Genomic DNA, 16,541 nt, shown 5'->3' on the forward strand with positions numbered 1-16,541 from the left:
GATATTTAAGCAAACTATACTTTGATGAGAAAACTTTTACTTTTATTTATCTTTATTGCAGCTTCTGTCGGGTTTTCCGATAATTTAAAAGCGCAGATAAAAGAGCCAACTTCGACCTCTCAAAAGTCGGATGATGGTGTGCTTACTGCATACCCGAACCCAGCGAAAGACTTTTTGATGGTGAAAGCTAAAGATTCTTCATTGAAAATAAAAAATGTTTCGTTCTACTCCATCTTAGGAACTCAGGTTGCCAATTATGCAGTAAACAGCAATAGTGCAGAGATCAATATTCAGAAACTGAAACCCGGAAAATATCTTATCAGATATATTCTAAGCGACAATACGCAAAAAGTTACTCAAATAGTAAAACAATAATATAGAAATCCTGATCAACATCAGGATTTTTTCTTTTAGCTCAATTCTCAATTCCGTAACTTTCCAGATATTTTTATACTAATTGTAAAAACAATTTTTAATGCTAAAAGCTGAACATATTACTAAAACCTACAATGCAGGAAAAAAAACAGCATTGGATGATTTTAGCATCCACGTTCCGAAAGGAAGTATTTACGGTCTTCTCGGGCCAAACGGAGCGGGTAAAACCTCTTTCATCAGAATTATCAATCAGATTACACAGGCTGATTCGGGTGAAGTTTTAATTAACGGAGAAAAACTTAATCCCAATCACATTAAAGACATCGGTTATATGCCGGAAGAACGTGGTCTTTATAAAAATATGAGCGTCGGAGATCAGATTCTCTATTTTGGAGAGCTGAAAGGAATGAAAAAAAATGACGCTCTGAATGAAGCAAAAAAATGGTTCGACAAACTGCATATTGACCAATGGTGGAAGAAAAAACTGTCTGAGCTTTCAAAAGGAATGGCTCAGAAAATACAGTTTGTGGTAACGGTGCTTCACAGACCACATCTTTTAATTCTTGATGAACCCTTTTCAGGTTTTGATCCGGTAAATGCCAATTTAATAAAAGATCAGATCATCGAACTTAAAAATAACGGAACAACCATTATTCTTTCAACGCACAGAATGGAAAGTGTAGAAGAAATGTGTGATTATGTTGCTTTAATTAATAATTCTAAAAAAATTATTGACGGAAGAGTTTTTGATGTTCGTGAAAAATTCAAGAAGAACATTTTTGGTGTTACTTTATCTGAAGTTAATGATTATCAGTTTGATCAGTTTAAAGAAAAATATGGGATTTTTAACATTACCAACGAAAATAATCTGGTTTCTTTTGACCTGAAAAATGAAACAGATCAGAACAACATTCTTTTAGATCTGGTTAATGTGGGAAAAGTAAGGTCTTTTGACGAAAAAATTCCAAGCATGAATGAAGTATTTATTAATGCGGTAAGCAATCACTCTTAATTTTATGAACAATATTTTTTTAATTACAAAAAGAGAATTTCTTACGCAGGTTAAGAAAAAATCTTTCATTATACTCACTTTGCTGGCTCCGTTGATGATTATTGCTTTTGGAGCAGTAATCGGATTTATGTTTAAGGCTAATGAGTCGCACAACGTTATTGAAGTTGTTGATAACAGTGGATTGTTTAAAGGACAACTCAAATCTGATGAAAAAATCAAATACGTATTTATTCCTGTTGCAGAAGAACAATCTAAACTTCAAAACCTGAAAGGCAATGAGAATCTTGATGGCATTTTGGTACTTCCTGCTTTATCAGGAAATAATCTGGATGATGTTGAAAAAGATTCGAGATTAGTTATCAATACTAAAATCGGTTTTGATACGAAGCAACAAATCATCTCAGACATTACGAATGTTATTAAGAAAGAAAAAATCAAGCAGCTAGGAATTCAGGAAGCGCAGCTTAAAAATTTAGATAAGAGCTTTACTTTAAAAACCATCAATGTTTCTGAAGATAATAAAGAAGATTCTGATTTAGCATTCGGAATTAAAAGTGCATTAAGCATGATTTTGATGTATGTAACCTTTATGTTTATCATTATTTATGGAGTTCGGGTAATGCGAAGTGTTTTGGAAGAGAAAAACAACCGAGTGGTTGAGATTATTATTTCTTCTGTAAAACCTTTCGAATTGATGATGGGAAAAATTTTGGGTGTAACTTTGGTTGCTTTGACTCAGTTTATCGTTTGGATTACCATGTCTGTAGCCGGAGCTTTAATTTTAAATACGGGATTTTCATCGCTTCAGAAGAATATTCCTGGAGGAAATGAAGAACTGATGAACAAACTTGACATTGGACAAATGGCAACACAGGTTTCACATAGTTTGTTAGAAATGAATTTTCCTTTAATTATTTTTGTTTTTATCATATTTTTCCTTTTAGGATATATGTTTTACAGCTCAGTTTATGCTGCAATCGGCTCTGCAGTTGATAATGAAACAGAAACGCAGCAATTTACTTTATTTGCGATTCTTCCGCTTACTTTAGGGATGTATGGAAGTATTTCTGTCATTAATAATCCCGACGGACCTGTTGGGTTCTGGATGTCGATTATCCCGTTTACTTCGCCTGTTGCGATGGTGGCAAGAATTCCGTTTGGTGTTCCGGCGTGGCAAATTGTTTTGTCTATTGCTTTGCTGGCTGGAACGACTTTCTTTATGATTTTTTTAGCAGGAAAAATTTACAGAGTAGGCATTTTGATGTACGGCAATAAAGCAACAATGAAAGAAATCTGGAAATGGATAAGAAGTTAGGATAAGATAATTCATCAAAAAGTATAAAATAAAATCCCGGAATTAAAAAATTCCGGGATTAATATTTTAACGAAAAAATTTTATTCGAAAATATAGCTTAACGTTAAACTAAGAACCTGTTCAGATTTTTTCTTAACCGTATTAGGATCTTGAGTAAAACTTTCGACAAGCTTCGGATATGTATTGGAAATACCAAAATCATATTTCAAAGCTACTTCAAGCTGTCTTTTATAGCTATATCCTATTCCAAGACCTACTGCAAAGTTAAAGCTGTTCGCTTTACCACTTATCTGTGGGTAATCAGGATCAGTTATATCAGGATCGTAATAAGGTCTTCCAATCGGAGCATTTTTTGTAGTCTGACTCAATAAAAAATTAAATCTAGGACCAACTAATCCAAAGAATTCTGATTCTGCTTCAGAAAAATATCCTTTGAAATAAATCGGGACACTTAAATAATTATTCGCATATACTGCATCATAGCCATCCGCTCCTTTAGCATTTTTATCTTTTCCCGATTCTCCGGCTCCGTAATAGGTAACCTCCGGCTGCAAATAAAACTGATCTGCCCCCCCCATCGGAATTAATGCCAAAACACCTGCCTGAAAAGTAAATCTTGGTCCCGAAGGATTATGCGCATTCTTTACTCTGGAATAGTTTCCACCCGCTGTAAGACCAAATCTAGTGTTTCTTAAATCAATCTGGGCGAATGATAACACAGAAAAAGCTAACGCAGATGTTAATAAAATTTTTTTCATATTATGCTTGTTTTAATTATCCTAAGATTTTTGCTACGGTAGCACCGATGTCAGCAGGGGAATCTACTACGTTGATACCGTTTTCTCTCATAATTTCCATTTTTGCCTGAGCTGTATCTTCTGCACCACCAACGATTGCACCAGCGTGTCCCATTGTTCTTCCTTTAGGAGCAGTTTGTCCTGCGATGAAACCTACAACAGGTTTAGTAGAACCACTAGCTTTGTACCATCTCGCAGCTTCAGCTTCAAGACCACCACCGATTTCTCCGATCATCACAACCGCTTCAGTTTCAGGATCGTTGATGAATAATTCTAAAGCTTCTTTAGTTGTAGTTCCGATGATTGGGTCACCACCGATTCCGATAGCCGTAGAAATACCGTAACCCGCTCTTACAACCTGATCAGCAGCTTCGTAAGTAAGAGTCCCTGATTTTGAAACGATTCCTACTTTCCCTTTTTTGAAAACGAAACCTGGCATGATACCAATTTTAGCTTCTTCAGAAGTGATGATTCCAGGGCAGTTTGGTCCGATCAATCTGCAGTCTCTGTCTGCGATATACGATTTTACTTTTACCATATCTGCAACAGGAATACCTTCAGTAATACAAACGATCACTTTGATACCTGCTTCAGCAGCTTCCATGATGGCATCTGCAGCAAATGCAGGTGGTACGAAAATAATACTTACGTTTGCTCCCGCTTTTTCAACAGCATCAGCTACTGTGTTGAATACCGGCTTTCCTAAGTGCTCGCTTCCTCCTTTTCCGGGAGTAACACCACCTACTACATTGGTTCCGTACTCAATCATCTGACCTGCGTGGAAAGTACCTTCGTTACCTGTAAATCCTTGTACAATTACTTTAGAATCTTTGTTTACTAAAATTGACATTTTATTGTTTTTTAAATTTATTTTTATTTATTATTCTTAATCTTATCAAAACTTTCGAGAATACCGATCATTGCATCATCATAATCAGAAGTGTTGGAAAAACCTCCATCTTTACGAATTTCATCTACTATCTTCAACATTTCAGGCTCATCGGCAAAAAATTCTTTCAGCCTTTTTTTCGGCAATCCCGTAAAATATATAAAGCCAACCCCCTTATTTGTTTTCTTGTTAAATAAAAAATCGTTGGCATTTTCACCTCCCATCGTTGAAGAATAATTACGAAACCATTCTACATTATCATTATCATACATTCTCTCCAAAAGAACTTTATGATCATCAGATTTATTGATGAAAAAACGTTTCTTCCCATTAAAGTCCACCAATGAGAGCTCTTTGATCTTAGGAATTTCTATTTTCGATTTTTTTCCATTTTCGTCTACCGTCGTTACTTTCGTATTGAAACTGGTAACGTAAAGCAGGTTCGGATCAAACGCATTTGTTCTCACTCTTATTTTCACTGTAAGACTATCATTATCAGTAGTTAAAATCTTTGCGTCAAGAGTTTTCTGACCAAAAACAATAGATATTGCAAAGACTAAAAACAGTGAAAAGAATTTCTTCATAATTTTACCTGATAACGCTCACAAATTTACTTATTTTTCTTTGATTTTAAATAAATCCGGGCAATTTGTTTATTCAAGATTTTTCAATTTCACCTCTTTTTTCAGGTAAGTTTTGAAATCTTCTGCAAACATGCCGATATACGTGCCTTTTTTGAGGTCACGGTTTACTCCTGTTTTACCTAAAAGTACAGATCCGCTTTCAATATTATTTCCTGAAGCAATACCAACCTGTCCCCATAAAGTTACCTCATCACCGATAATACAGCATCCTGCAACACCAACCTGAGATGCAATAAGACATTTTTTACCTATTATCGTATCATGGCCAATCTGAATCTGATTATCCAGAACAGAACCTTCACCGATGATGGTGGAATCTGTCACTCCTCTATCGATGGTACAGCCGTTTCCGATTTCTACGTTGTTTTCAATAATGACATTTCCTACAGAGATTAAGCGGTCAAAATTTCCGTTGAGTTTTCTGTAATAAAAAGCATCTCCTCCTAAAACCGTATTGGACTGAATGATTACATTATCTCCAATAATTGTTCTGTCTCCAATTACAACGTTTGGAAAAATTAAAGTGTTTTTTCCGATCGTTACATTATTTCCGATGACAGCGGAAGGATGAATTTTTGTACCTTCTCCAATTTCTACATCGTGAAGCGTTTCGGTAAAGTTGTAAATCCTTGTGAAATGCGTATTGATTTTATTAAAATCTCTGAAAGGGTCGTCTGAAACCAAAAGTGCTTTTCCTTCCGGACATTCTACTTCTTTGTCGATTAAGATGATTGTTGCAGCTGAATTTAGAGCCTTCTCGTAATATTTGGGATGGTTTACGAAAACAATTTCGCCTGCTTTTACCCGATGAATTTCGTTGGTACCCAATATTTCGAAATCTTCAGAGCCGATAAATTTCGCTCCGATGAGGTCTGCAATTGTTTTAAGTTTTTGTGGCTGATGAAACGTCATATTTTTAAATGATGTTTTGTTTTAAATCAACCTTGTCAAGGTTTAAAACCTTGACAAGGTTTCTTGATGCTTTACTTAAATTACTTTGCCAAAATCTGAAATTCTGACAAGGTTTGTTTTTTGTCTACATTGCAGCCCGACCTGAGTGGAGCTCTTTTTGCCGGAGCGAAGCGGAGGCAAAAAAGCGGGAACGGAGGGCGGAAAAAGCTGCCATAAAAAAATGAAAGCTGAAAGTTATTATCTTCCAGCTTCATGATATTGTAAGATTCTTACTTTACTCTTTCCAGGTAAGAACCGTCTTCTGTGCTCACTTTGATTTTGTCTCCCGGCTCGATGAACAAAGGAACCATTACTCTTGCTCCTGTCTCAACGATAGCGTTTTTCAGAGCGTTGGTAGCTGTATTTCCTTTTACTCCCGGATCAGCTTCAACAACTTCTAAATATACTGACTGTGGTAATTCCGCAGAAAGTGGAGTTTCATCAACTTCTTTCAAAATGATCGTAACTTCTTCACCTGCTTTCATCAGGTTTGAGTTTTCAATCATGTCTTTGTTTAAATATAACTGAGAAAAATCTTCGTTATTCATAAAGTGAAAACCATTCTCATCATCATAAAGATACTGGAATTTTCTTGTGATTACCTTTACTTCATCAATTTTGTGACCTGCAGAGAAAGTGTTGTCTATTACTTTACCGTTGGTTACCGATTTTAGTTTTGTTCTTACGAAAGCAGGACCTTTCCCTGGCTTTACGTGAAGAAATTCGATTACTTTAAAAATATCGTTGCTGTATTCGATGCAAAGACCTTTTCTGATATCGTTACTTGTTGCCATACTTTTGGTTTAATGTTTCGGGGTTAGTATTTAAAGTTTAACCCCGATAATATAGTTGTTTTTTATTCTAATTATTCTTTTCCTGTTCCGTACCCTTTTACGATACCTCCAGGAGAGTTTTTGATAAATTCTAAAATCTCATCTCTTTCAGCCGTTGGAAGCATTTCTTTTTCGATATGAATTAAGGCCTGTGTCACGTTCATCTTCATCTGAAAAATATATCTGTAAATTTTCTGAATTTCGAAAATTTTATCATTGGTAAAGCCTCTTCTTCTTAAACCAACAGAATTGATTCCGGCATAAGAAATCGGCTCTCTACCCACTTTAATATAAGGCGGAATATCTTTTCTAACCAAAGAACCTCCCGAAACCATCGCATGTTTTCCGATTTTACCAAACTGCTGAACAGCAGAAAGACCTCCCATTACAGTGAAGTCTCCTATTTCAACATGGCCTGCAATACCACAGCCGTTTGCAATAATCACATTATTCCCGATAATGCAGTCGTGCGCTACGTGGGAAGTTGCCATAATCAGGCAGTTTTCTCCTACTTTGGTATATCCTAAAGCTTTCGTTCCTTTATTTACAGTGACACATTCTCTCAACGTTGTATTATCACCAATGATGGTCTGTGTATCTTCCCCATCAAACTTCAAATCCTGTGGAATCGCAGAAATTACGGTTCCCGGGAAAATTTTGCAGTTTTTTCCGATTCTTGCCCCATCCATAATGGTTACGTTAGACCCTACCCATGTACCTTCACCAATTTCTACATCTGCAGCAATTGTTGTGAAAGGTTCTACCACTACATTCTTGCCAATTTTTGCACGTTTATCTACGGCAGCTAACTGATGAATCATTTAATCAATTTTATTTTTTGCAACTTGAGCCATTAGTTCCGCTTCTACTGCTACCGTATCTCCTACATATCCGTAACCCTGCATGTGAACAATACCTCTTCTAATAGGCGTAATCAATTCAATTTTAAATACCAGAGTATCTCCAGGAATTACTTTTCTTTTGAATTTTACTTTATCAATCTTGATAAAATATGTCGAATAGTTTTCCGGATCCGGAACGCTTGCCAAAACCAAAATCCCGCCTGTCTGAGCTAAAGCTTCAACCTGTAAAACTCCGGGCATAACTGGTTCTTTAGGAAAATGTCCGACGAAAAACGGCTCATTGAATGTAACATTTTTTAAACCTACAACATGAGTATCTGAAAGCTCAAGAACTTTATCAATTAACAAGAACGGATAACGATGCGGCATTAGTCTCATAATACCATTGATATCGAAAACCGGTTCTTTATTTAAATCAAAATCAGGAACGTTTTTCTTTTTCTGTAATTTCCACTGACGGTTCAGCTTTTTAGCAAACTGAGTATTTACATAATGCCCAGGTTTATTAGCAATTATTTTTCCTTTGATCTTAACTCCGGCTAAGGCCAAATCACCAATGACATCAAGCAATTTGTGTCTTGCTGCCTCATTAGGATAGTTTAAGTTTAAATTATCTAAAATACCGTTGGGTCTGATTGAAACATTGTCTTTACCGAAAGCTTTTTTAAGCTTTTCAGTTGTTTCTGGAGTTAAATCTTTATCAACATAAACAATTGCGTTGGAAATATCCCCTCCTTTAATCAAACCGTGGTCAAGAAGCATTTCCAATTCGTGCAAAAAGCTGAATGTTCTTGCAGAAGAAATTTCTTCTTTAAATTCTGAAATATTTTTAAGAGTAGCATTCTGAGTTCCTAAAACTTTAGTTCCAAAATCTACCATTGTTGTCACTTCGTAGGTATCTGAAGGAATGATTGTAATTTCTGAACCTGTTGCCGGATCGCTGTATGTGAGAACTTCTTTTACAACAAGATACTCTCTTGCCACATTCTGTTCTACGACACCAACACTTTCTATTGCTTCAACAAAAAACTTTGATGAACCATCTAAAATAGGTGGTTCTGAAGCGTTCATTTCTAAAATGGCATTATCAACATCACAGCCTACTAAAGCAGCTAAAAGATGTTCACAAGTATTGATTTTAACACCTAGTTTCTCTAATGTTGTTCCTCTTTCAGTTGCCACAACATAATTAACATCAGCTTCGACCTGAGGATGCCCCTCCAAATCTGTTCTTACGAAAACAAAACCTGTATTTTCTTTTGCAGGTTTAATGGTTAGTTTTACTTCTTTACCAGTATGAAGACCAATTCCAGAAAGCGTTACTTCTTCCTGAAGGGTTTTTTGCATATCACTCATTAGTTTTATCTTTTGAGTTATTCTCAAGATTATTTATTCTTTTTGCCAATTCAGGAAGATTCCTGAAATGTACATAGCTTCTAAGATAGTCGTTATAGCTAATTGCAGGTGAACCGTAAACGGTTTCTTTATCACTAACACTTGAATTCACTCCGCTTTGTGCCTGAATTTTTACCTGACTGCCTATTTTTATATGACCGACAATTCCGACCTGACCTCCAATTTGATTCCAGTCACCAATAGTGGTAGAGCCAGCAATTCCCGCCTGAGCAGCAATGACGTTGTTTGCACCAATTTTCACATTATGCGCAATCTGAATCAGGTTGTCTATTTTAGTGCCTTTACCTATCATCGTAGAACCGATGGTCGCCCTGTCTATACTGCAGTTTGAACCGATCTCAACGTTATCTTCAATAATAACATTTCCTAATTGCGGAATTTTCTGGAAACCTTCAGGAGTCGGCTGAAAACCAAATCCGTCTCCACCGATAACCGTATTGGAATGGATCACGCAATTATCTCCTATAATACAGTAATCATAAATTCTTGCACCACTATCGATCTTACAATTTTTACCGATTTTTACTCCTTTACCAATGTAAACCTGCGGATAGATCTGAGAGCCCTCCCCGATTTTTGCTTTTTCTGACACATACGTAAACGCACCGATATAAACCCTTTCCCCAATTACAGCCGTATCATGAATGGAAGAACCATCTTCGACACCTTCTTTTTTACCCTGCATTTCCTGATACAGATTCATTAAAATCTGAAAAGAAAGATAGGCATCTTTTACTGCGATAATGGTAGGATTATATTGGTCTTTATTAAGAAGTGCTTCAGTAACGATAAGTACCGAACATTTTGAAGTATCTAAGTGATGCGCAAAACGATCCTGCGCAATAAAGGAAAGATGACCGGATTCCCCGCTTTCAATCGGTGAAACTCCGGTAATAAGCGCATTTTCGTCACCTATAATTTTTCCGTTGATAAAACTTGCAATTTGCGAAGCTGTAAATTCCATATTCTGCAAAGATAAGAAATTCTCTTATTCGCAAACATTTTTTGGTTTATGGAATATCGATTTTAATATTATTTAAGAAAAAATCTTACATCAATCTTGGGAAAGTCAAAATATATCTTTTCGTTTTATGAACGATTAAACCTGATAAAAGCTGATCTTCCGATTCATCAAGTTTCAGAATTTCCCCATTTTTCTGCAACAGATAGATCGGCTGTTTTTCTGTATTATAAGGAAGCAGACTTCTGGTAATTTCGTGAACCAATTCTTTTCCGTTATCGATTCCGAAAAATTCGTTTGTGTTTTTTATTTTTTCTTCAATAAGCCTTCCATCAAACGGATGTGATGAAATAATTGTTTTCGGAAGGTTTCGCTGAATCACACACTTACACCAATACGACAAAACAAAATCATCAGATTTTTGCCAAAGTTTCATCGCCTGAATCACATCATTATCATCCAGTTGCGTAAAACGTTCAACATCTTCATCAGTTGCAGCGCTTTTGCCTCTGCTTAAAAAATATTTCAGATTTTCTGTAGCCGGCAAATCAATTCCCTGTGAGACTAATGACTTTGCTCTTTCCAAAATCTTAACCAGAATAAATTCTGCCAAAGCCGAAGTTTTATGGTAATAAACCTGCCAATACATAAACATTCTTGCCGTTAAAAAGTTTTCGATGGAATAAACACCTTTTGCATCGATAACCAATTCTTCTTTACAAACGTTCATCATTGAAATGATTCGCTGTGTATTGATGTTTCCTTCCGAAACTCCCGTAAAAAAACTGTCTCTGTTTAAATAATCCAATCGGTCAACATCCAGTTGCGAACTGATTAACTGATTAAAAAACTTCCTGTGATATTTCCCCTGAAACATTTCAATTGCAACTGACAACTGTCCGTTAAATTCATCATTCAACCTGTTCATTAATAATAAAGAAAGATTTTCATGATGCCAATCATCCATCAACATACTTTCTAAAGCGTGAGAAAACGGACCGTGACCGATATCATGCATTAAAATTGCTAACATGGCACCTTTTTCTTCATCAACTGAAACTGCAACTCCTTTTTGCTTTAAAGTTTCCAAAGCGGTAAACATCAAATGCATCGCACCAATGGCATGATGAAATCTTGTATGTGTTGCACCCGGAAAAATTAAGTTTAAAAGCCCGGTCTGTGAAATTCTTCTTAACCTTTGAAAATAAGGATGCTCGATGACATCAAATAAGATTTCGTGAAGAATTTTTATGAAACCGTGAACCGGGTCGTTGATAATTTTAAGCTTATTCTGCATGGAAATATTCTGAGACTATTGCAAAATTAGGTTTTTAAAGTCAATTCAAAGAAAACTGCCAATTATTATTTAAAATATAAAGATTAAAATTTGTTTACAAATCGCAGGATTTATCTTATCTTCATAGAATAATTCAGGATTGAATATTTACACAAAATCTTTAACTAAGATTTAACTTTTAAGCCTATTAAATTGGGAGATTTTAGAAAGTTTTGGTCAAGGTTTTGATAGTATAATCCGCATAAAAAATAAACTTGTATGTCAGACAAAATATTATGGATTGATGATGAAATAGATTTACTAAAACCTCATATTGTTTTTCTCGAAAAGAAAGGTTACCAGGTAACTCCGGTAAACAATGTGAATGAGGCTCTGGAGCTAATGGATTCGGAAAAATTTGATTTAACATTAATCGACGAAAATATGCCGGGAATTTCCGGCCTGGAAGCCATTCCTATGATTAAAGAAAAAGACAGCTCTTTAAAAATCGTGATGGTTACCAAAAGTGAAGAAGAACATATCATGGAAGAAGCGATAGGTTCTCAGATTGCGGATTATATCTTAAAGCCAGTAAACCCAAATCAGATTTTGCTTTCTTTAAAGAAAAATCTTCAGGAAGATAATTTGGTTGAACAAAAAACCATTTTACAATATCAACAGGAATTCAGAAATCTTTCGATGGAACTTTCTTACTTGAGAACATACCAGGAATGGGCTGAATATTATAAAAAAATCGTGAATTGGGAGCTTAAATTTGACAAAGTCACCGATAACGAATTTGCAGATCTTTTACAATCTCAAAAAGAAGAAGCGAATATTCAGTTTGCGAAATTTATCGAAAATAATTATGAGGACTGGTTAAACGGCTCAGAAAAACCGATGATGAGCCATACCTTATTTAAAGACAAAGTAAAACCGGAAGTCGAAAAAGAAAAAGTTCTGCTTTTAATGATTGACAACCTTAGATACGATCAATGGAAAGTAATTGAACCTCTTTTTACAAAGCATTATAATAAAGTATCTGAAGATTATTATTACAGCATACTTCCAACGGCGACACAATATGCAAGAAACTCTTTCTTTGCGGGACTTTTGCCTTCGGAAATTGAAAAACGTTTCCCAGACAAATGGTTCAATGATAATGAAGAAGGAAACAAAAATGAATTTGAGCGCGATTTCTTAGAAGATCAGATGAAAAGAATCGGTCTGAGCTCAAAATCCATGAAATATCTTAAGGTTCTGAATGCCGATTTTGAAAGAAAAATTTATGATGATTTCAATCAGCACAAAAACAATGATCTTTTGGTGATTGTTTACAACTTTATCGATATTCTTTCTCATGCTAAAACCGATAATCATATTGTCGATCAGCTCATCAGAGATGACAAAACGTTCAGATCTCTTACAATGAACTGGTTTGAAAATTCTTCATTGATGAAGATTATTAAACTGGCAGCAGAAAACGGATTTAAATTAGTGATTACAACCGATCACGGAACGGTTTATGTAAAAAAACCAAGCCGCGTTGTAGGAGACAGAGAAACCTCAACGAACATTCGTTATAAAACAGGGAAAAGTCTGACGTATGACGACGGCGATGTTTGGGCCGTGACAAATCCTGAAAAATTATTTTTACCGAAAGGAAATTTAAGTTCAAAATATATTTTCGCAAAAAATAATACATTTTTAGCCTATCCTAAAAATTACAATCACTTCGTCAATTATTATAAAGAAACATACCAACACGGCGGAATTTCTTTGGAGGAATGTATTATTCCGATTAGTATTCTGGAGCCAAAATAACAGCAGGCTTTTTAGCAATTGGCTTTTACGCTGCAAAAACTTAAATTGGGCTGGAAAAAATCTAAGATTTTTTCCAGCCCAATTTTTGTATATTTTGTAAATTCCCGAAAATAAATTCAAAATGACCAATTACGAAATTTTATTACAAAGCCACAACATTCTTATCCCAGTACAGGATTTGGTCAAAAGAAACGAACATATTTCTGCCATAAAATTAGTAAAAGACAAAACTGGCTTAAGCCTCAAAGAATCTAAAGACATTGTTGACAGTATAGGCCAATCGTTTCATACTACAGATACTCTGAATGATAAAAGCAGCTTTTCTACGGATGAAATATTACAAAAAAACAACATCGGAGAAAAGTTGAATATTCTTTTACAGCAGGACAAAAAAATAGAAGCTATAAAACTGGTTATCGACGCTACCGGAATGGATTTACTCAATGCAAAAAATTTTGTAGAAAGCATTCAAAACAAAGAAACCACTTTCAGCCCTGAGTCTCTAGAAAATTTTTCTAATATCAGTGTAAAAATGACCAATAAAAACGGAAAGATTACCGTAAAGATAAAAGAAGGGCATCATCCCGAAAAAGCTATTTATCCGAATGACCCGAGTTGGGAAAAGGCAAAGAAAATGCTGGGAAATAAACCCGAACTTCTTCAGTATGAAAATGAATTCCGCAGTGGAAAACACCCTGTTCCGCAGAAAAAAAGTAATCTCTTCGTAGAAACAGATTCCTATGGAAAATGGATTCTATTTTTCGTATTGTTCTGTGCTATTATGCTGGTTATTTATTATTACAGCTACATCAATTAACAATGACAGTGGATTTTTTAAAGATTGAAATTTACTTAAAACATCAATTCTATAATAATTTCTTTTAAAAAAGATTCTTTTGTCTCACAATTTCTGAATTAAAAATATTCAAACATAAACAGCACTGTCTATGTCTTATATTTATTCTTTCGTTTGCGTCTCTTTCTTCTCTAATAAAGGCAGAACAATCCTTTTCACCATTGGTTTATCGTCCTTCCAATCGGGATCTTTTTCGGAATCTTTGTAATTCGTTACTAATTGCACCACTCCTTCCTTGTTCAGAACAATATATTTTGACATATCATCTATATTTTCAAATTGCGCAGGAGTTATCTTCTTAAGAAAATCCTTGTATTTTTTTGATTTTCCTTTACTTTCCATATCTTTAATCACAAGGATTTTTGCATTTGGATAGGCCTCCAAAACCATATCTCTAGCCTCCTTTGTCAAAAGATGACTTTCCGGATCAACCAACAATACATAAAGGTCAACATTATAAAATTTCTCAATGACAAAAAAAGTAGGGATATGATAGATGCAAGGCGTACACCATTTCCCAAAGGAGAAAAAAAGCGTGTTAGGTTTCTCCGAATTTTTAGCCAGACAACTCAGATCATCTGCTGTCACGGAATAAATTTTTTCGTAATATGATGGTGGCAGTCTGCATTTCTCAATGGGTGTCTGAGAAAAACCTTTTACAAAGCAAAGTAAAAGTAGAGTAAACGAAAACTTACCATTCAAAAAAAAACTAAAAAATCTCAAAATATATAGTTATTAATTTATACCTACGGAAAATTACCCAATTTCCAAGTGTGATCATGTATTATTGTAACCCCATCTTCATCTGAAGAATAAAAATGCTGATCAATATTATTATTGAATTCATTAAAGGTTTATAATAGTTCTCTCTTTAACCTTCCAAATTTACACTCTAATAAATTAAAAATAGCATATTTTTACACATCTATAAAACTACACCATTATAAATATCCAAAAACTCATAGAAGAAAGGAGTTTCATAAGATTTAATGGTATAGTTGAATATTGCACATATTGAATTTTTAGAACTATTATACAGTACATGATCATGAAATTAATTACCTACAACGTCAACGGAATCAGGGCTGCTTTTACCAAAGACTTTTTAGGCTGGCTGAAAACTGCGGATCCCGATATTATCTGCATTCAGGAAAGCAAAGCTGGAAACGACCAAATTGATATCGAAAGTCTTGAAAAATCAGGCTATCACAGCTATTGGCATTCTGCACTGAGAAAAGGCTACAGCGGCGTCGGAATTGCATCTAAAATAAAACCCAATCATGTAGAATATGGTTGTGGAATTGAAAGCTATGACAATGAAGGTAGAGTTATCCGTGCTGATTTTGAGGGATTCTCCGTGATTTCGGTTTATGTTCCTTCAGCATCAAATATTGAGCGACTGGATTTCAAAATGCAATTTTGCTACGATTTTTTAGAGTACATTAAAAACTTAAAGAAAGAAATTCCAAATCTTATTATTTCCGGTGACTTCAATATCTGTCATCAGGCGATTGATATTCACAATCCGGTTGGTTTGAAGAATACTTCAGGTTTCCTGCCGATGGAAAGAGAATGGATGACCAATTTCATCGAAGAATGCGAATTGATTGACAGTTTCCGATTTTTTAATGATCAGCCAGACAACTATACTTGGTGGAGTTACAGACAAAATTCCAGAGCTAATAATAAAGGCTGGAGATTGGATTATAATTTTGCTTCATATTCTTTAAAAGATAAGCTCAGCAGAGCTGTCATTTTAAAAGAAGCAGTACATTCCGACCATTGTCCGGCTTTATTAGAATTTAATTTATAAAAACAAAAAAATCCAGTTGAAAATTAATCAACTGGATTTTCTTTAATTTAAATCATAAATTAATCGACAATTTCATATTCCACCGGAATCGTACCTCTGTCGGTATTTCCGATTTCATCGAACGCGGCTTTAGACATATCTAAAACTCTTGATGAATGGAAAGGCCCTCTATCATTAACCGTTACAATTACCTCTTTTCCATTGTTCAGATTGGTTACTCTAATTTCAGTACCAAAAGGAAGCGTTCTGTGTGCTGCAGTAAGTTTTGAATTATCAAAAACCTCTCCGCTGGCTGTTTTTCTACCGTTAAATTTATCGTGGTAGTACGATGCATAACTTGTTTTCTTCGCATCTGTAGCATTATTCGAAAAAGAATAAATACTAAAGGTTGAAATCATCATTATGATTACGAGAATGAATCTTTTCATCATTTTGAACTTTTACTTGTTTGACGAGGCAAAAATATACGGAAAGTTATTAGCTACCTATTCTAAATGTTAACAACTGTTAAATAAAACTTAAATAAAACCCAATTATACCTGTAACTAGCTATGAATAGGGAGGTTATGGTACAGTGTTAAAAAACGTTAAAAAAAATGTTAAAAAGTTAATATAATTAACTAATTAGAGCATAATTCTTAATAACAAAAATTAAAAGATACTGAAAATCAATATTTTATAAATTTTAAAAATTTACAAAACTGCCTATTTTTACT

17 protein-coding genes are annotated in these 16,541 nt (G+C 34.7%); 6 read left to right on the plus strand and 11 right to left on the minus strand.

The features are described from left to right. The first annotated feature begins 24 nt into the window (after nt 1-24). The 3 genes from ACR1PN_RS11645 (at nt 25) to ACR1PN_RS11655 (ending at nt 2,702) form a co-directional block, all read left to right on the plus strand. A complete protein-coding gene (locus tag ACR1PN_RS11645) occupies nt 25-375 on the plus strand; it encodes a T9SS type A sorting domain-containing protein (RefSeq protein WP_378180003.1) in 351 nt (116 codons plus the stop codon). A 100-nt stretch (nt 376-475) separates the two neighbouring features. Then, nucleotides 476-1,387, plus strand: a complete 912-nt coding sequence (locus tag ACR1PN_RS11650) for an ABC transporter ATP-binding protein (RefSeq protein WP_433980173.1) — start codon at nt 476-478, stop codon at nt 1,385-1,387. Between the two features lie 4 nt (nt 1,388-1,391). Next, nucleotides 1,392-2,702, plus strand: coding sequence for an ABC transporter permease (locus tag ACR1PN_RS11655; protein WP_433980174.1), 1,311 nt, complete (start codon nt 1,392-1,394; stop codon nt 2,700-2,702). Between the two features lie 80 nt (nt 2,703-2,782). Here the strand turns inward: ACR1PN_RS11655 and ACR1PN_RS11660 are convergent, their stop codons facing one another. From ACR1PN_RS11660 to ACR1PN_RS11700, 9 genes are all read right to left on the minus strand, one after another. After that, nucleotides 2,783-3,460 carry a porin family protein gene (locus tag ACR1PN_RS11660; protein ID WP_433980175.1) on the minus strand — a complete coding sequence of 226 codons (678 nt, stop codon included), beginning with the start codon at nt 3,458-3,460 and terminating at the stop codon, nt 2,783-2,785. Between the two features lie 16 nt (nt 3,461-3,476). Continuing rightward, on the minus strand, nt 3,477-4,349 hold the full coding sequence (sucD, locus tag ACR1PN_RS11665) for a succinate--CoA ligase subunit alpha (protein ID WP_123910440.1): 873 nt from the start codon (nt 4,347-4,349) through the stop codon (nt 3,477-3,479). A gap of 23 nt (nt 4,350-4,372) precedes the next feature. Continuing rightward, entirely contained in the window at nt 4,373-4,972 is a 600-nt protein-coding gene (locus ACR1PN_RS11670) for a hypothetical protein (RefSeq protein WP_433980176.1), read from the minus strand. 69 nt (nt 4,973-5,041) lie between these two features. Continuing rightward, nucleotides 5,042-5,944, minus strand: coding sequence for a UDP-3-O-(3-hydroxymyristoyl)glucosamine N-acyltransferase (locus ACR1PN_RS11675; protein ID WP_433980177.1), 903 nt, complete (start codon nt 5,942-5,944; stop codon nt 5,042-5,044). 269 nt (nt 5,945-6,213) lie between these two features. Then, a complete protein-coding gene (gene efp / locus ACR1PN_RS11680; protein WP_034674561.1) occupies nt 6,214-6,777 on the minus strand; it encodes an elongation factor P in 564 nt (187 codons plus the stop codon). Between the two features lie 71 nt (nt 6,778-6,848). Then, nucleotides 6,849-7,637, minus strand: a complete 789-nt coding sequence (gene lpxA / locus ACR1PN_RS11685; RefSeq protein ID WP_378179981.1) for an acyl-ACP--UDP-N-acetylglucosamine O-acyltransferase — start codon at nt 7,635-7,637, stop codon at nt 6,849-6,851. Next, a complete protein-coding gene (locus ACR1PN_RS11690) occupies nt 7,638-9,035 on the minus strand; it encodes a bifunctional UDP-3-O-[3-hydroxymyristoyl] N-acetylglucosamine deacetylase/3-hydroxyacyl-ACP dehydratase (protein ID WP_378179978.1) in 1,398 nt (465 codons plus the stop codon). Then, complete coding sequence (lpxD, locus tag ACR1PN_RS11695; protein ID WP_378179975.1) at nt 9,028-10,059, minus strand: UDP-3-O-(3-hydroxymyristoyl)glucosamine N-acyltransferase; 1,032 nt, start codon at nt 10,057-10,059, stop codon at nt 9,028-9,030. Before lpxD ends, ACR1PN_RS11690 begins: the two co-directional genes overlap by 8 nt. An 85-nt stretch (nt 10,060-10,144) precedes the next feature. Beyond that, on the minus strand, nt 10,145-11,353 hold the full coding sequence (locus ACR1PN_RS11700; RefSeq protein WP_433980178.1) for an HD domain-containing protein: 1,209 nt from the start codon (nt 11,351-11,353) through the stop codon (nt 10,145-10,147). 258 nt (nt 11,354-11,611) lie between these two features. Here ACR1PN_RS11700 and ACR1PN_RS11705 point away from each other — a divergent pair, with 258 nt between their 5' ends. Both ACR1PN_RS11705 and ACR1PN_RS11710 read left to right on the plus strand, forming a co-directional pair. Beyond that, on the plus strand, nt 11,612-13,156 hold the full coding sequence (locus tag ACR1PN_RS11705; protein ID WP_378179969.1) for a response regulator: 1,545 nt from the start codon (nt 11,612-11,614) through the stop codon (nt 13,154-13,156). Between the two features lie 121 nt (nt 13,157-13,277). After that, nucleotides 13,278-13,973: a hypothetical protein gene (locus tag ACR1PN_RS11710; RefSeq protein WP_433980179.1), complete on the plus strand. Its 696-nt coding sequence runs from the start codon at nt 13,278-13,280 to the stop codon at nt 13,971-13,973. Between the two features lie 141 nt (nt 13,974-14,114). On the opposite strand, the gene ACR1PN_RS11715 is transcribed toward ACR1PN_RS11710, so the two are convergent. Beyond that, on the minus strand, nt 14,115-14,600 hold the full coding sequence (locus ACR1PN_RS11715; RefSeq protein ID WP_433980180.1) for a hypothetical protein: 486 nt from the start codon (nt 14,598-14,600) through the stop codon (nt 14,115-14,117). A gap of 460 nt (nt 14,601-15,060) precedes the next feature. On the opposite strand from ACR1PN_RS11715, the gene ACR1PN_RS11720 reads away from it, so the two are divergent. Then, entirely contained in the window at nt 15,061-15,825 is a 765-nt protein-coding gene (locus ACR1PN_RS11720) for an exodeoxyribonuclease III (protein ID WP_378179960.1), read from the plus strand. Nucleotides 15,826-15,884: 59 nt separating this feature from the next. Here the strand turns inward: ACR1PN_RS11720 and ACR1PN_RS11725 are convergent, their stop codons facing one another. After that, nucleotides 15,885-16,256 (minus strand): septal ring lytic transglycosylase RlpA family protein, encoded by a 372-nt coding sequence (locus ACR1PN_RS11725; RefSeq protein ID WP_378179958.1) that lies wholly within the window; start codon nt 16,254-16,256, stop codon nt 15,885-15,887. Between the last annotated feature and the right edge of the window lie 285 nt (nt 16,257-16,541).

The sequence above is a fragment of the Chryseobacterium sp. RLHN22 genome (assembly GCF_051011795.1).
Lineage (GTDB): Bacteria > Bacteroidota > Bacteroidia > Flavobacteriales > Weeksellaceae > Chryseobacterium > Chryseobacterium zhengzhouense.

Coding starts and splice junctions, on each gene's coding strand:
- ACR1PN_RS11720 (WP_378179960.1), top strand. CDS start 15,061: ATGAAATTAATTACCTACAACGTCAACGGAATCAGGGCTGCTTTTACC.
- ACR1PN_RS11705 (WP_378179969.1), top strand. CDS start 11,612: ATGTCAGACAAAATATTATGGATTGATGATGAAATAGATTTACTAAAA.
- efp (WP_034674561.1), bottom strand. CDS start 6,777: ATGGCAACAAGTAACGATATCAGAAAAGGTCTTTGCATCGAATACAGC.
- ACR1PN_RS11660 (WP_433980175.1), bottom strand. CDS start 3,460: ATGAAAAAAATTTTATTAACATCTGCGTTAGCTTTTTCTGTGTTATCA.
- ACR1PN_RS11655 (WP_433980174.1), top strand. CDS start 1,392: ATGAACAATATTTTTTTAATTACAAAAAGAGAATTTCTTACGCAGGTT.
- ACR1PN_RS11650 (WP_433980173.1), top strand. CDS start 476: ATGCTAAAAGCTGAACATATTACTAAAACCTACAATGCAGGAAAAAAA.
- ACR1PN_RS11700 (WP_433980178.1), bottom strand. CDS start 11,353: ATGCAGAATAAGCTTAAAATTATCAACGACCCGGTTCACGGTTTCATA.
- ACR1PN_RS11725 (WP_378179958.1), bottom strand. CDS start 16,256: ATGATGAAAAGATTCATTCTCGTAATCATAATGATGATTTCAACCTTT.
- sucD (WP_123910440.1), bottom strand. CDS start 4,349: ATGTCAATTTTAGTAAACAAAGATTCTAAAGTAATTGTACAAGGATTT.
- lpxD (WP_378179975.1), bottom strand. CDS start 10,059: ATGGAATTTACAGCTTCGCAAATTGCAAGTTTTATCAACGGAAAAATT.
- ACR1PN_RS11670 (WP_433980176.1), bottom strand. CDS start 4,972: ATGAAGAAATTCTTTTCACTGTTTTTAGTCTTTGCAATATCTATTGTT.
- ACR1PN_RS11710 (WP_433980179.1), top strand. CDS start 13,278: ATGACCAATTACGAAATTTTATTACAAAGCCACAACATTCTTATCCCA.
- lpxA (WP_378179981.1), bottom strand. CDS start 7,637: ATGATTCATCAGTTAGCTGCCGTAGATAAACGTGCAAAAATTGGCAAG.
- ACR1PN_RS11675 (WP_433980177.1), bottom strand. CDS start 5,944: ATGACGTTTCATCAGCCACAAAAACTTAAAACAATTGCAGACCTCATC.
- ACR1PN_RS11645 (WP_378180003.1), top strand. CDS start 25: ATGAGAAAACTTTTACTTTTATTTATCTTTATTGCAGCTTCTGTCGGG.
- ACR1PN_RS11690 (WP_378179978.1), bottom strand. CDS start 9,035: ATGAGTGATATGCAAAAAACCCTTCAGGAAGAAGTAACGCTTTCTGGA.